The sequence below is a fragment of the Oryzomicrobium terrae genome, from assembly GCF_008274805.1.
GTDB classification, from domain to species: domain Bacteria; phylum Pseudomonadota; class Gammaproteobacteria; order Burkholderiales; family Rhodocyclaceae; genus Oryzomicrobium; species Oryzomicrobium terrae.
This window is the reverse complement of record NZ_CP022579.1, coordinates 2,838,822-2,850,954: the sequence shown is the minus strand read 5'-3', so window position 1 is coordinate 2,850,954 and position 12,133 is coordinate 2,838,822. Positions and strand designations below refer to the sequence as shown.

12 protein-coding genes are annotated in these 12,133 nt (G+C 67.3%); 11 read left to right on the top strand and 1 reads right to left on the bottom strand.

The window, feature by feature from the left end; genetic code table 11:
• Window positions 1-2 precede the first annotated feature (2 nt).
• The 10 genes from murD (at window position 3) to OTERR_RS12855 (ending at window position 10,582) form a co-directional block, all read left to right on the top strand.
• Entirely contained in the window at window positions 3-1,388 is a 1,386-nt protein-coding gene (gene murD / locus OTERR_RS12895; RefSeq protein WP_149426012.1) for a UDP-N-acetylmuramoyl-L-alanine--D-glutamate ligase, read from the top strand.
• Window positions 1,385-2,545: a putative lipid II flippase FtsW gene (ftsW, locus tag OTERR_RS16075; protein ID WP_054622186.1), complete on the top strand. Its 1,161-nt coding sequence runs from the start codon at window positions 1,385-1,387 to the stop codon at window positions 2,543-2,545. The genes murD and ftsW overlap by 4 nt, the downstream gene beginning before the upstream one ends.
• 26 nt (window positions 2,546-2,571) lie before the next feature.
• On the top strand, window positions 2,572-3,627 hold the full coding sequence (gene murG, locus OTERR_RS16070) for an undecaprenyldiphospho-muramoylpentapeptide beta-N-acetylglucosaminyltransferase (protein ID WP_187775354.1): 1,056 nt from the start codon (window positions 2,572-2,574) through the stop codon (window positions 3,625-3,627).
• A gap of 13 nt (window positions 3,628-3,640) precedes the next feature.
• The gene (gene murC / locus OTERR_RS12885; protein WP_149426011.1) at window positions 3,641-5,041 is read left to right on the top strand and encodes a UDP-N-acetylmuramate--L-alanine ligase; all 1,401 of its coding nucleotides are present in this window, start codon (window positions 3,641-3,643) and stop codon (window positions 5,039-5,041) included.
• Between the two features lie 7 nt (window positions 5,042-5,048).
• Window positions 5,049-5,969 (top strand): D-alanine--D-alanine ligase, encoded by a 921-nt coding sequence (locus OTERR_RS12880; RefSeq protein ID WP_149426010.1) that lies wholly within the window; start codon window positions 5,049-5,051, stop codon window positions 5,967-5,969.
• 22 nt (window positions 5,970-5,991) lie between these two features.
• Entirely contained in the window at window positions 5,992-6,792 is an 801-nt protein-coding gene (locus tag OTERR_RS12875) for a cell division protein FtsQ/DivIB (protein WP_149426009.1), read from the top strand.
• Complete coding sequence (gene ftsA / locus OTERR_RS12870; protein WP_054622190.1) at window positions 6,789-8,018, top strand: cell division protein FtsA; 1,230 nt, start codon at window positions 6,789-6,791, stop codon at window positions 8,016-8,018. The genes OTERR_RS12875 and ftsA overlap by 4 nt, the downstream gene beginning before the upstream one ends.
• A gap of 127 nt (window positions 8,019-8,145) precedes the next feature.
• Entirely contained in the window at window positions 8,146-9,288 is a 1,143-nt protein-coding gene (gene ftsZ, locus OTERR_RS12865; RefSeq protein WP_054622191.1) for a cell division protein FtsZ, read from the top strand.
• Between the two features lie 151 nt (window positions 9,289-9,439).
• Window positions 9,440-10,366: a UDP-3-O-acyl-N-acetylglucosamine deacetylase gene (lpxC, locus tag OTERR_RS12860; RefSeq protein ID WP_149426008.1), complete on the top strand. Its 927-nt coding sequence runs from the start codon at window positions 9,440-9,442 to the stop codon at window positions 10,364-10,366.
• 18 nt (window positions 10,367-10,384) lie between these two features.
• Complete coding sequence (locus OTERR_RS12855; RefSeq protein WP_149426007.1) at window positions 10,385-10,582, top strand: hypothetical protein; 198 nt, start codon at window positions 10,385-10,387, stop codon at window positions 10,580-10,582.
• A gap of 24 nt (window positions 10,583-10,606) precedes the next feature.
• Here OTERR_RS12855 and OTERR_RS12850 read toward each other — a convergent pair whose 3' ends face one another.
• Window positions 10,607-11,032 (bottom strand): DciA family protein, encoded by a 426-nt coding sequence (locus OTERR_RS12850; RefSeq protein ID WP_054622194.1) that lies wholly within the window; start codon window positions 11,030-11,032, stop codon window positions 10,607-10,609.
• Between the two features lie 14 nt (window positions 11,033-11,046).
• Between OTERR_RS12850 and OTERR_RS12845 the strand changes: the two genes are divergently transcribed.
• Window positions 11,047-12,000 (top strand): M23 family metallopeptidase, encoded by a 954-nt coding sequence (locus tag OTERR_RS12845; RefSeq protein WP_149426006.1) that lies wholly within the window; start codon window positions 11,047-11,049, stop codon window positions 11,998-12,000.
• Window positions 12,001-12,133 lie beyond the last annotated feature (133 nt).

Below are 12,133 nucleotides of genomic sequence, written 5' to 3'. Positions count from 1 at the left end.
ACATGGAACTCATGGGTAAAACGGTCGTGGTGGCGGGGCTCGGCGAGTCCGGGCTGGCCATGGCCAAATGGCTGGATCGGCAAGGCGCCCGGGTACGGGTCGCCGACAGCCGCGCCACGCCGCCCAACCAGGCCGAACTGGCCGCCGCCGTGCCGGCGGCCGAACTCGTTTGCGGCGCCTTCGCTGCCGCTACCTTCGCTGACGCCGACGTCGTGGCCATCTCCCCGGGGGTGCCCCGGGAGACCCTGCCGGCCCTGACTGTGCCGGTGGTCTCGGAAATCGAACTGTTCGCCTGGGGCCTGCGCGCCCTGGCGCCGGCCGCCAAGGTGGTGGCCATCACCGGCAGCAACGGCAAGACCACCACCACGGCGCTCACCGCCCACCTGCTCAACGGCGCCGGCGTCACCGCCCGGGCCGCCGGCAACATCTCGCCCTCGGCCCTGGACGCCCTGATGGACGCCGCGGACCACGGCGACCTGCCCCAGGCCTGGGTGCTGGAGCTGTCCAGCTTCCAGCTGGAGGCCACCCACACCCTGAACGCCGACGCGGCCACGGTGCTGAACGTTTCCGAGGACCACCTGGACCGCTACCAGGGCAGTCTGGCCAACTACGCCGCGGCTAAGGCCCGCATCTTCAAGGGTGCCAAGGCCGCCGTGCTCAACCGGAACGATGACTGGAGCCTGGCCAACGGTCGCTGCGGCGTGCCCTTCGTCACTTTCGGCCTGGACGCCCCGGGGCGCGCCGGCGATTTCGGCCTGGTGGGCGGCGCCCTGGTGAAGGGCGACAAGGCCTTGGTGCGCCAGGACGAACTCAAGCTCACCGGCGCCCACAACGCTGCCAACGCCCTGGCCGCCATCGCCCTGTGCGAGGCGGTGGGTGTGGCCGCCGAGCGGGTGCTGCCGGCCCTCAAGTCCTTCGCCGGGCTGCCGCACCGGGTCGAGACCGTGGCCGAGGTCGGCGGCGTGACCTACATCGACGATTCCAAGGGCACCAACGTGGGCGCCACCCTGGCCGCCATCGAGGGTCTGGGCCGCAAGGTCGGCATCGTCCTGGGGGGCGACGGCAAGGGCCAGGATTTCGCCCCCCTGGGTGCCGCCTTGGTCGCCCACGGCCGCGCCGTAGCCCTGATCGGCCGCGACGCCGGGCTGATCGAGGCCGCCATCGCCGCGCCCCTTGCCGCCGTCGGTGTCCCCGTGCAGCGCTGCGCCGACCTGCCCGCCGCCGTGCGCTGGCTGGCGGACCGGGCCCAATCTGGCGACGCCGTGCTGCTTTCGCCGGCCTGCGCCAGCTTCGACATGTTCCGTGGCTATGCCCACCGGGCCCAGGTGTTCATCGACACCGTGGCCGAGCTGGCCGCCGCGTCCAAAGGCCAAGGGGAGGGGCGATGAGAGCCATCCTCGACAACACCCGCCGCACTCCGGCCGAGGTGGACATGCTGCTGCTCTGGTCCGGTTTGATCCTACTTCTGCTCGGCATGGTGATGGTCTATTCGGCGTCGATCGCCACTGCCGAGGGAAGCCGTTTCGCCGGCCACCAGCCGGCCTACTTCCTGGTGCGCCACGGCGTTTTCCTCACCGTCGGCATTGTCGCCGCCGTAGTCGCCTTCCAGGTGCCGCTCACCGCCTGGCAGCAGTGGGCGCCCTACCTGTTCATGGCCGGAGTGCTGCTGCTGGTGATCGTGCTCATTCCGGGCCTGGGTCGGGATGTGAACGGCGCCAGGCGCTGGCTGCCCCTGGGGGTGGCCAACCTGCAGCCCTCCGAGCTGATGAAGCTGTTCGCTGTGCTCTACGCCGCCGACTACACGGTGCGCAAGATGCCCCACATGCGCGACCTGAAGAAGGCCTTCCTGCCTATGGCGGTGGCCATGGTCTTCGTCGGTGTCCTGCTGCTCAAGGAGCCGGACTTCGGTGCCTTCGTGGTGATCATTTCCATCGCCATGGGCATCCTCTTCCTCGGCGGCCTGCGCGCCCGCCTGTTTGCCGTGCTGATCGTGGTGATGCTGGTGGCCTTCGCCATCCTGATCATCGTTTCGCCCTACCGGCGCGAGCGTATCTTCGGCTTCATGGACCCGTGGACCGATGCCTTCGGCCGGGGCTACCAGTTGTCCCACGCCCTGATCGCCTTCGGCCGTGGCGAGCTGTTCGGCGTCGGCCTGGGGGCCAGTGTCGAAAAACTGTTCTACCTGCCCGAAGCCCACACCGACTTCCTCCTGGCTGTGATCGCCGAGGAACTGGGCTTCGTCGGCGTGCTGGTGGTGGTGGCCTTGTTTGCCCTGCTGGTGCAGCGCTGCTTCGCCATCGGCCGCCAGTGCGTCACCCTCGACCGCCTGTTCCCCGGCCTGGTGGCCATGGGCGTGGGCATCTGGCTGGGGGTGCAGTCCTTCATCAACATGGGGGTGAACATGGGCCTGCTGCCCACCAAGGGCCTGACCCTGCCCCTGATGAGCTTCGGCGGCTCTGGCATCCTCGCCAACTGCGTCGCCCTGGCCGTGCTGTTGCGCATCGACTGGGAAAACCGCCAGCTGATGCGGGGAGGCAAGCTGTGAGCGCGACCCCGAAAACCCTCCTGGTGATGGCCGGCGGCACCGGCGGCCACATCTTCCCCGCCCTGGCCGTGGCCAAGGTCCTGCGCAGCCAGGGCTGGCGCGTGGTCTGGCTGGGCAACCCGGACGGCATGGAAGCCCGCCTGGTGCCCGAGCAGGACTTCGAGTGCGTCTGGATAAAGTTCGGCGCCCTGCGCGGCAAGGGCCTGGCCCGCAAGCTGCTGTTGCCGTTCAGCCTGCTGTCCGGCTTCTGGCAGGCCCGCCGCGCCCTGAAACGGATCAAGCCCGACGTGGTGCTGGGCATGGGCGGCTACATCACCTTCCCGGGCGGCATGATGGCCGCCCTGGCTGGCATCCCCCTGGTCGTCCACGAGCAGAACGCCGTGGCCGGCCTCGCCAATAAGGTTCTGGCCAAGGTGGCCGACCGCATCCTCACCGGCTTCCCCGACGTACTGCCCAAGGGCGAGTGGGTCGGCAACCCGGTGCGCGCCGAGATCGCCGCCGTGGCCGACAAGGCCCCGCCGGCCGCCCGCTACGCCGAGCGCAGCGGCGTGCGTCACATCCTGGTGGTGGGCGGCAGCCTGGGCGCCGCGGCGCTCAACACCGCCGTGCCCCAGGCCCTGGCCCTGATCGCCGAGGAAGAGCGGCCCGAGGTGGTGCACCAGGCCGGTGAGAAGCACATGAAGGCCCTGCGCGAGAACTACGAGGTGGCCGGCGCCAACGGCTTCCTGGTGCCCTTCATCACCGACATGGCTGGCGCCTACGAGTGGGCCGATCTGGTGGTGTGTCGCGCCGGGGCCCTGACCGTGGCCGAGCTGGCCGCCGCCGGGGTGGCCAGCGTGCTGGTGCCCTTCCCCCACGCGGTGGACGACCACCAGACCGCCAACGCCCGTCATCTGGCCGATGCCGGCGGCGCCGTGCTGATGCCCCAGGAGCAACTGACCCCGGCGGCCCTGGCCGAACTGGTCGTGACCCCCCGGGAACAACTTGCCGAAATGGCCGCCAAGGCCCGGGATGTGGCCCGCACCGACGCTGCCGAGCGGGTGGCAGCGATCTGCGCCGAAGCGGCGGAAAAGAACGTTTGAGGAATCGACGACCATGAAACACAAGGTCAAACACATCCACTTCGTCGGCATCGGCGGCTCCGGTATGTCCGGCATCGCCGAGGTGCTGGTGAACCTGGGCTTCACCGTGTCCGGCTCGGACCTGGCGGAAAACGCCACCACCGCCCGCCTGGCCGCCGCCGGCGCCCGGGTGCTGCTCGGCCACGACGGCGCCCACGTGGCCGGTGCCGACGCCGTGGTGGTGTCCACCGCGGTCAAGGCCGACAACCCGGAAGTGATCGCCGCCCGCACCGCCCATATCCCGGTGGTGCCCCGGGCCCAGATGCTGGCCGAGCTGATGCGGCTCAAGCAGGGCATTGCCGTGGCCGGCACCCACGGCAAGACCACCACCACCAGCCTGGTGGCCTCGATCCTGGCCGAGGGGGGCTTCGACCCGACCTTCGTCATCGGCGGCCGGCTCAATGCCGCCGGCGCCAATGCCCGGCTCGGCACCGGCGAATTCCTGGTGGCCGAGGCCGACGAGTCGGACGCCTCGTTCCTGTTCCTGACGCCGGTGATGTCGATCGTGACCAACATCGACGCGGACCACATGGAGACCTACGGCCACGACTTTGGCAAGCTCAAGCACGCCTTCATCGACTTCCTCAACCGCCTGCCCTTCTACGGCGTGGCGGTGGTGTGCGTGGATGATCCGAACGTGCGCGAAATCCTGCCCTTCGTCTCCAAGCACGTGGTGCGCTACGGAATCGATCCGGAACACGCCGCCGAGGCCCAGTTCCGCGCCGAGAACATCGAGGCCGCCGGTGCCCAGATGAAGTTCGACCTGGTGCGGGTCAACGGCACCACGGTGCGCTATCCGGTGACCCTCAACCTACCGGGCCTGCACAACGTCAAGAACGCTCTGGCAGCGGCCGCCGTGGCCACCGAGATTGGCGTGCCGGATGCGGCCATCGCCAAGGGGCTGGCCGAGTTTCGCGGCGTTGGCCGGCGCTTCCAGCGCTATGGCGAGATCGCCCTGGCGTCCGGTGGCAGCTTCACCCTGATCGACGACTACGGCCACCACCCGGTGGAAATGGCGGCGACCCTGGCCGCCGCCCGCGGCGCCTTCCCCGGCCGCCGCCTGGTGCTGGCCTTCCAGCCGCATCGCTATACCCGCACCCGGGACTGCTTCGAGGACTTCGTGAAGGTCCTGTCCACCGTCGATGCCCTGGTGCTGGCCGACGTCTATGCCGCCGGCGAGGCGCCCATCGTCGCCGCCGACGGCCGGGCCCTGGCCCGGGCGCTGCGGGTGGCGGGCAAGGTGGAGCCGGTGTTTGTCGAGGACATGGCCGACATGCCGGCCACCATCCGCGCCGTGGCTCAGGACGGCGACGTGGTTTTGACGATGGGAGCGGGGTCGATCGGCGCCGTTCCCGCCAAACTTGCAACGGTCTGACGTGGTTATGAACAAGGAATTCGGAAAAGTAGCGGTGCTGTTCGGCGGCACCTCGGCAGAACGGGACGTCTCCCTCAACAGCGGGAGCCGTGTGCTGGCGGCGCTGCAACGCCAGGGCGTGGATGCCCATGCCTTCGATCCGGCGGAGCAGCCCCTGGACGCCCTCAAGGGCTACGACCGGGCGTTCATCGCCCTGCACGGCCGCCACGGCGAGGATGGCACCATCCAGGGGGCCCTGGAGCTGATGCACATTCCCTACACCGGCCCGGGCGTGCTGGCTTCGGCCGCGGGCATGGACAAGTGGCGCACCAAGCTGCTCTGGCAGGCCGCCGGCCTGCCGGTGCCGGCCTACCGCATGCTTACCGCCGCCAGCGACTTCGCTGCGGTGGTGCGCGAACTGGGCCTGCCCCTGTTCGTCAAGCCGGCTTGTGAGGGCTCGTCGATCGGCGTGACCAAGGTCAAGACCGCCGCCGAGCTGCGCAGTGCCTACCAAGAAGCCGCCCGCCACGACTCCCTGGTGATCGCCGAGCAGGCGGTGCTGGGGGGGGAATACACCGTAGGCATCCTGGGCAGCGGCGACGACATGCGCGCCCTGCCGATCATCAAGATCGAGCCGGCCACCGAGTTCTACGACTACGAGGCCAAGTACCTGCGCGACGACACCACCTATCGCTGCCCCAGCGGCCTGGCCGCCGGGCAGGAGGCCGCCATCCAGGCCCAGGCCCTGCAGGCCTTCCGGGTGCTGGGCGGGCGGGGTTGGGGCCGGGTGGACTTCCTCATGGACGACGCCGGCAATCCCTATTTCCTCGAGGCCAACACCTCACCGGGCATGACCGACCACTCCCTGGTGCCGATGGCGGCCCGAGTGGCCGGCCTCGACTATGAAGCCCTGGTGCTCCAGGTCCTGGCCCTGGCGGCCAACGACTGACTTGACGAGATGACCCCTGCGCATGTGGCACAAACCGCACCTGTTGAATGTCCTGGCCGACCTGCTGTTTGCAGCAGGGGCGGCGGCCATTCTTGCCGCGGCAGTGCTGGCCGCGGCCCGGTTGCCGCTGTTTCCGCTGCGCCAGGTGGTGGTGGTGGAGCGGCTCCAGGCTGTGCGTTCGGACGAAGTGGAGGGCGCGTTGGCCGGGGCCGGCTTGCTGCGCGGCAACTTCTTCAACGTGAACCTGGAAGCGGTGCGCGGCGCCCTGGAAAAACTGCCCTGGGTGCGCAAGGCCGAGGTGCGGCGGCGCTGGCCGGGCAAGCTGGAAGTCCGTCTCGAAGAGCATCAGGCGGCAGCCCGTTGGGGCAGCGAGGGGGGGCAGATGGTGAATACCTTCGGCGAAGTCTTCACCACTGGCTCGCCTGCCGGTGCCGGGAGCGAGGAAGCCGAGGAGCGGCGTGTGGGGCGGCTGCCCATGCTGTATGGCCCGCAGGGCTCCAGCGCCGATGTGCTGCGTCGCTACGTGGATACGTTGGCGGCCCTGAAATCGATCGAGCGACGCCCGGTGGAACTGACCCTGTCTCCCCGACTGGCCTGGCACTTGAAGTTGGACGACGGAATGGTGGTGGAGTTGGGGCGCGAGCAGTCCAAGGCTCCGGTGGCCATGCGCCTGGCCCGCTTCGTCACGTTTTACCCCACCACCCTGGCGGGACGTACGCCCCGGCCGGAGGTGGTGGACATGCGTTACCCCAATGGATTTGCGCTGCGGGTGATGGGCACCGGCAACGCAGGAACGAAGCCTGACGGCAAGGAAAAGAAATGAGCAGGGATACCAAGGATCTGGTGGTCGGCCTGGATATCGGCACCTCGAAGATCGTCGCGCTGGTGGCGGAGATCACGCCGGAAGGGCGTCTCAACGTCATCGGCATGGGCACCCAGGAGTCGAAGGGGCTCAAGAAGGGCGTGGTGGTCAACATCGAGGAAACCGTCGGCACCATCTCCCGGGTGGTTCAAGAGGTTGAGCTGATGGCCGACTGCAAGGTCAAGGACGTCTATACGGGCATCGCCGGCAGCCACATCAAGAGCTTTAATTCCCACGGCATGGTGGCGATCAAGGACAAGGAAGTCACCCCGATGGATGTGGACCGGGTGATCGAGACCGCCCGCGCCATGCCCATCCCGGCGGACCAGGAAATCCTGCACATCCTCACCCAGGAATTCGTCATCGACGGCCAGGACGGCATCCGCGAGCCCATCGGCATGAGCGGCATGCGCCTCGAAGTGAAGGTGCACATCGTCACCGGCGCCGTGTCCGCCGCCCAGAACATCGTCAAATGCGTGCGCCGCTGCGGCCTGGAAGTGAACGACCTGGTGCTGCAGCCCTTGGCCTCCAGCTACGCCGTGCTGTCCGAGGACGAGAAGGACCTGGGCGTGTGCCTGGTGGACATCGGCGGCGGTACCACCGACATCGCCGTGTGGACCCAGGGCGCCATCCGCCACACCTCGGTGATTCCCATTGCCGGCGACCAGGTGACCAACGACATCGCCATGGCCCTGCGCACCCCGACCCGGGAAGCGGAAGAGATCAAGCGCCAGTACGGCACGGCCCTATCCGACCTGGCCGATCCGGAAGACGTGTTCGAAGTGGCCGGCATGGACGATCGCCCCTCGCGCAAGCTGTCGCGCCGGGCCCTGGCCGACGTGATCCAGCCGCGCATCGAGGAACTGTTCGACCTGATCCACGCCGAGCTGCGTCGCTCCGGCTTCGAGGACGTGCTGTCCTCGGGGATCGTCATCACCGGCGGCGCCGCCCTGATGCCGGGCATGGTCGAGCTGGGGGAAGAAATTTTCCACATGCCGGTGCGCCTGGGCATTCCCAAGTACTCCGGCAGTCTGGCCGACGTGGTGCAGAGCCCGCGCTTCTCCACCGCCTTCGGTCTGCTGCTCGAAGCCCAGACCCAGCACAAGCGCGGCATGAAAGTGCGCGAGACCCGCTCGGTGAAGGACGTGTTCTCGGTGATGAAGGGCTGGTTCGAGAAGAATTTCTAAGGTTTTGCAGTACCCCGGGCGTCCTTTCAGCCCGGCTGCTTCAGGTAATCAGGTAGTACCCGTTTTATCGGCGGTCCCGTTTTAAGCAGCAAACAATATCAATGAATCTCTTGTAACGGAGGCGAGTATGTTTGAAATCATCGACAAGGAAGTGGGCGGCACCATCATCAAGGTGGTGGGCGTGGGTGGCGCCGGCGGCAACGCCGTGGACCACATGATCCGGGAAGGGGTGCAGGGGGTGGAGTTCATCACCGCCAACACCGACGCCCAGGCGCTGAACCGCAGCGTGGCGCCGCACAAGGTGCAGCTCGGGGCCACCGGCCTCGGTGCCGGCGCCAAGCCGGAAGCCGGCCGCAGCGCCGCCATGGAACAGCGCGAGCAGATCGCCGAAGCCCTCAAGGGCGCCAACATGGTGTTCATCACCGCCGGCATGGGTGGCGGCACCGGCACCGGCGCCGCCCCGATCGTGGCCGAAGTGGCCCGCGAGCTGGGCATCCTCACCGTGGCCGTGGTGACCAAGCCCTTCGGCTTCGAAGGCAAGCGCATGAAGCTGGCCGAAGCCGGCCTGGCCGAGCTGCAGCAGCACGTCGATTCCCTGATCGTCATCCTCAACGACAAGTTGATGGAAGTGCTGGGCGACGACGTGTCCATGGACGAGGCCTTCAAGGCTGCCGACAACGTGCTGCGCAACGCCGTGGGCGGCATTGCCGAAATCATCACCTTCCCCGGCCTGGTGAACGTGGACTTTGAAGACGTGCGCACCGTGATGAGCGAGATGGGCCGCGCCATGATGGGTTCCGCCGTCGCCGCCGGCGTGGACCGTGCCCGCATCGCCGCCGAGCAGGCCGTGGCCAGCCCGCTGCTCGAAGGCATCAACCTGTCCGGCGCCAAGGGCGTTCTGGTCAACATCACCGCGTCCCGCTCCCTGAAGATGAAGGAAGTGAACGAGGTGATGAACACCATCCGCGCCTTCGCCGCCGAAGACGCTCACATCATCTTCGGTGCCGTTTTCGACGAGAACGTCGGCGACGCCCTGCGGGTGACCGTGGTCGCCACCGGCCTCGGCCAGGCGGTCAAGCAGCCCCAGCTGGTGGTGGCGGCTCGTACCGGTACCGACGACATGCCCATGGCGGCCGGTCCCGACTACGCCAGCCTGGAAGTGCCGGCTGTGTTCCGCACCAACCGCAGCAACGCCAAGGTCGAGGCCATGGTCTCCTCTGGCGTCGATCGCTACGACATCCCGGCCTTCCTGCGCCGGCAGGCGGATTAACCCCGCCTATCGTATCGATACTCGCCTCTTGAAAGGGGGAAGAACGCCTGCGTGCTAAAATGCGTTCTTCCCTCCCTTTTCAACGCGAAACAAGAATTTCGCCCTTCGTTGCCGCGTGATGGCGACGTGAGGTCTTTTTCGGTCAGAAAAAATGCTTAGGCAGCGCACCCTAAAAGCGACGATTCGCGCCTCCGGCGTGGGCCTCCATTCCGGCGCCCGGGTCACCATGACCCTGCGCCCGGCAGCGCCCGACACCGGCATCGTGTTCCGCCGCGTGGATCTGCCCGAGCCGGTGGAGCTGCCGGCGTCCGCATTGCTGGTCGGCGACACCCGCATGTGCTCGTGCATCGAGCGCGACGGCATCAAGGTCGGCACCGTCGAACACATCATGTCGGCCATGGCCGGCCTGGGCATCGATAACGCCTACGTGGACCTGGACGCGGCCGAAGTGCCCATCCTGGACGGTTCCTCGGCACCTTTCGTCTTCCTCATCCAGTCGGCAGGCATCGAAGAGCAACCTGCGGCCAAGAAGTTCATCCGCGTGCTCAAGCCGATCGAAGTGCGCGACGGCGACAAATGGGCGCGCTTCGAGCCCTACGACGGCTATCGTCTGTCGTTCTCCATCGTCTTCTCCCACCCGGCCATCGACCGTACCGCCCAGGAAACCACCTTCGACTTCGCCGACCAGTCTTATGTGCGTGAAGTCTCCCGGGCCCGTACCTTCGGCTTCATGCAGGAAGTCGAGTGGCTGCGCGAGAACGGTCTGGCCCTGGGCGGCGGCCTGGATAATGCCGTGGTGCTCGACGAGTTCCGCGTACTCAATGCCGACGGGTTGCGGCTACCCGACGAGTTCGTCAAGCACAAGGTGCTCGACGCCATCGGCGACCTCTACCTGCTCGGCCACCCGCTGCTGGCCTCCTTCACCGCCCACAAGTCCGGGCACGGGGTGAACAACCAACTGGCCCGGGCCCTGTTGGCCCAGCAGGATGCCTGGGAGTTCGTCACCTTCGAGAAGGAAGAAGAGGCGCCACCTGCGGTTTCGCGCTGGCTGGCCCAGCCGGCAGCCCTGGCCACCTGATTCCGGACGAGAGCTGCCGTGCTCGTTCTGCGCATTCTGGCGGTTCTGGTCATCATTGGTGTGGCGGGGTGTGTCGGTGCTTATTTCGTCACCGCGGACCGTCGCTACCTGACCATCGCCTTCCGCTTGTTCCGTTGGGCCCTGATCGTCGCTCTGGGTTTTTTTGGCCTGCTGCTGCTCGAGCGGGTCGCAGTGGTGGCGCCGCTTCCCTTCTGAGTTCCGGGCCGCTCGTCGTGCCCTTCAGGCACTGTGCTTGAGCAGGGATTCCAGGGCGCGGCGCAAGGGGGTGTCGGCCATCCCCGAGGCCAACTCGCCCAGGCCTTGCCGGGCTCCCGACGTGAGTGCGCGCTGGGGCCGGGGGCGCTCTTCCGGGGCCTCGGGCCCGGGTTGCACCCGTACCTGGATGCCGCTACACTCGACCCCAATTCCTAAAAAAACATCGGTCAATGAGGGGCTTAGCTGCTTCAGCTTGACCGCCACACCGCCACTCTCGGTGTGGATGACCACTATTCCCTGCTTGTAGTTCGCCACTCGGCTCGCCTGTCCCAGGTAAGCCGGCACGGCATCGGCATAGGCCGATTGCAGCCGGTTGAGCAGCCGCGCGTGCGCCATCAGACGGCCTAGGCCGTTGGGGGCGTCGAAGTAAGCGTTGATGAAGTCGGGCATAGGGAGATCAGCGTATGCACATCATTGTAGTCTCAAACCGCTTTGCCACCGCCAAGACCCTGACCTTGACCGGCCGGCATCTGCTGCTGGCCGGACTGGCCCTGGTGGGCAGCATCGTGGTGGGCAGCCTGGTGCTGGCCTATTTGTCGTTGCATTTCCGTTTGCCCGTGGCTGAGAACATGCTCGCCGCGATCCGCGAGCATGAGGCGCAGAAGAGCGAGGCTTTCCTGCGCGACAACGTGAACGCCATGGCGTTGCGGCTAGGGCAGTTGCAGGCCCAGGTGGTGCGCCTGGATTCGGTGAGCGAGCGCCTGATGGGGCTGGCCGGGGTCAAGGCGGGTGAAAAGGTGGGGCAGGGCGGCGCTGCCCTCAAGCCTCTCGATGCCCTGCCGACCGGGGGCCAGGGCGGCCCTCTGGTACTGCCGCAACCGGCCCTGTCCCTGGGACAGCTGAACCAAGAACTCGATCACTTCGCTCGCCGCGTCGACGTCCAGAACGATCAGTTTTCCCTGTTGGAGTCCGAATTGCTCGCCCGCTGGGCTGAAAAGAGTCGCTTGCCGACGGTGCTGCCGGTCGATACCCAGTGGAACGCCTCCACCTTTGGCTGGCGCATAGATCCGTTTACCGGCGCTCGTGCCCTGCACGAAGGTGTCGATTTCGTTGCCAGCGTAGGAACGAACATCGTTGCCGCCGCCGGCGGGGTGGTGGTGGCGGCGGAGTTTCATCCCCAATACGGCAATATGGTCGAAATCGACCATGGCAACGGCCTGTCCACCCGCTATGCGCATTGCTCCCGCCTGATGGTGCGCGAGGGGCAGGTGGTCAAGCCGGGCGAGCGCATCGCCGAGGTCGGCACGACCGGCCGTTCTACCGGGCCGCACTTGCATTTCGAAGTGCGCATGAACGGCGTGGCGCAGAACCCCAACCGCTTCCTCGAGCGGGCGCTGCCCAATCTGGCCCGGCGCTGAGTTTGGGTAAGGCTGCCGCCAGCCGCTCTTTCCCCCGTGCCATGCTCATGCCATGAACTTGGTGCATCCCGGGGCAACCCGCCCCCCATGCTAGAATCCCGCCTTTCGCGATTTCCGTGAGTTCTGGGTCTCT

Bases quoted from the DNA above. Each gene is read 5' to 3' on its own strand.
- murC (WP_149426011.1), top strand. From the start codon at position 3,641: ATGAAACACAAGGTCAAACACATCCACTTCGTCGGCATCGGCGGCTCC.
- OTERR_RS12875 (WP_149426009.1), top strand. From the start codon at position 5,992: ATGTGGCACAAACCGCACCTGTTGAATGTCCTGGCCGACCTGCTGTTT.
- lpxC (WP_149426008.1), top strand. From the start codon at position 9,440: ATGCTTAGGCAGCGCACCCTAAAAGCGACGATTCGCGCCTCCGGCGTG.
- ftsZ (WP_054622191.1), top strand. From the start codon at position 8,146: ATGTTTGAAATCATCGACAAGGAAGTGGGCGGCACCATCATCAAGGTG.
- murG (WP_187775354.1), top strand. From the start codon at position 2,572: ATGGCCGGCGGCACCGGCGGCCACATCTTCCCCGCCCTGGCCGTGGCC.
- OTERR_RS12880 (WP_149426010.1), top strand. From the start codon at position 5,049: ATGAACAAGGAATTCGGAAAAGTAGCGGTGCTGTTCGGCGGCACCTCG.
- ftsW (WP_054622186.1), top strand. From the start codon at position 1,385: ATGAGAGCCATCCTCGACAACACCCGCCGCACTCCGGCCGAGGTGGAC.
- ftsA (WP_054622190.1), top strand. From the start codon at position 6,789: ATGAGCAGGGATACCAAGGATCTGGTGGTCGGCCTGGATATCGGCACC.
- OTERR_RS12845 (WP_149426006.1), top strand. From the start codon at position 11,047: ATGCACATCATTGTAGTCTCAAACCGCTTTGCCACCGCCAAGACCCTG.
- murD (WP_149426012.1), top strand. From the start codon at position 3: ATGGAACTCATGGGTAAAACGGTCGTGGTGGCGGGGCTCGGCGAGTCC.
- OTERR_RS12850 (WP_054622194.1), bottom strand. From the start codon at position 11,032: ATGCCCGACTTCATCAACGCTTACTTCGACGCCCCCAACGGCCTAGGC.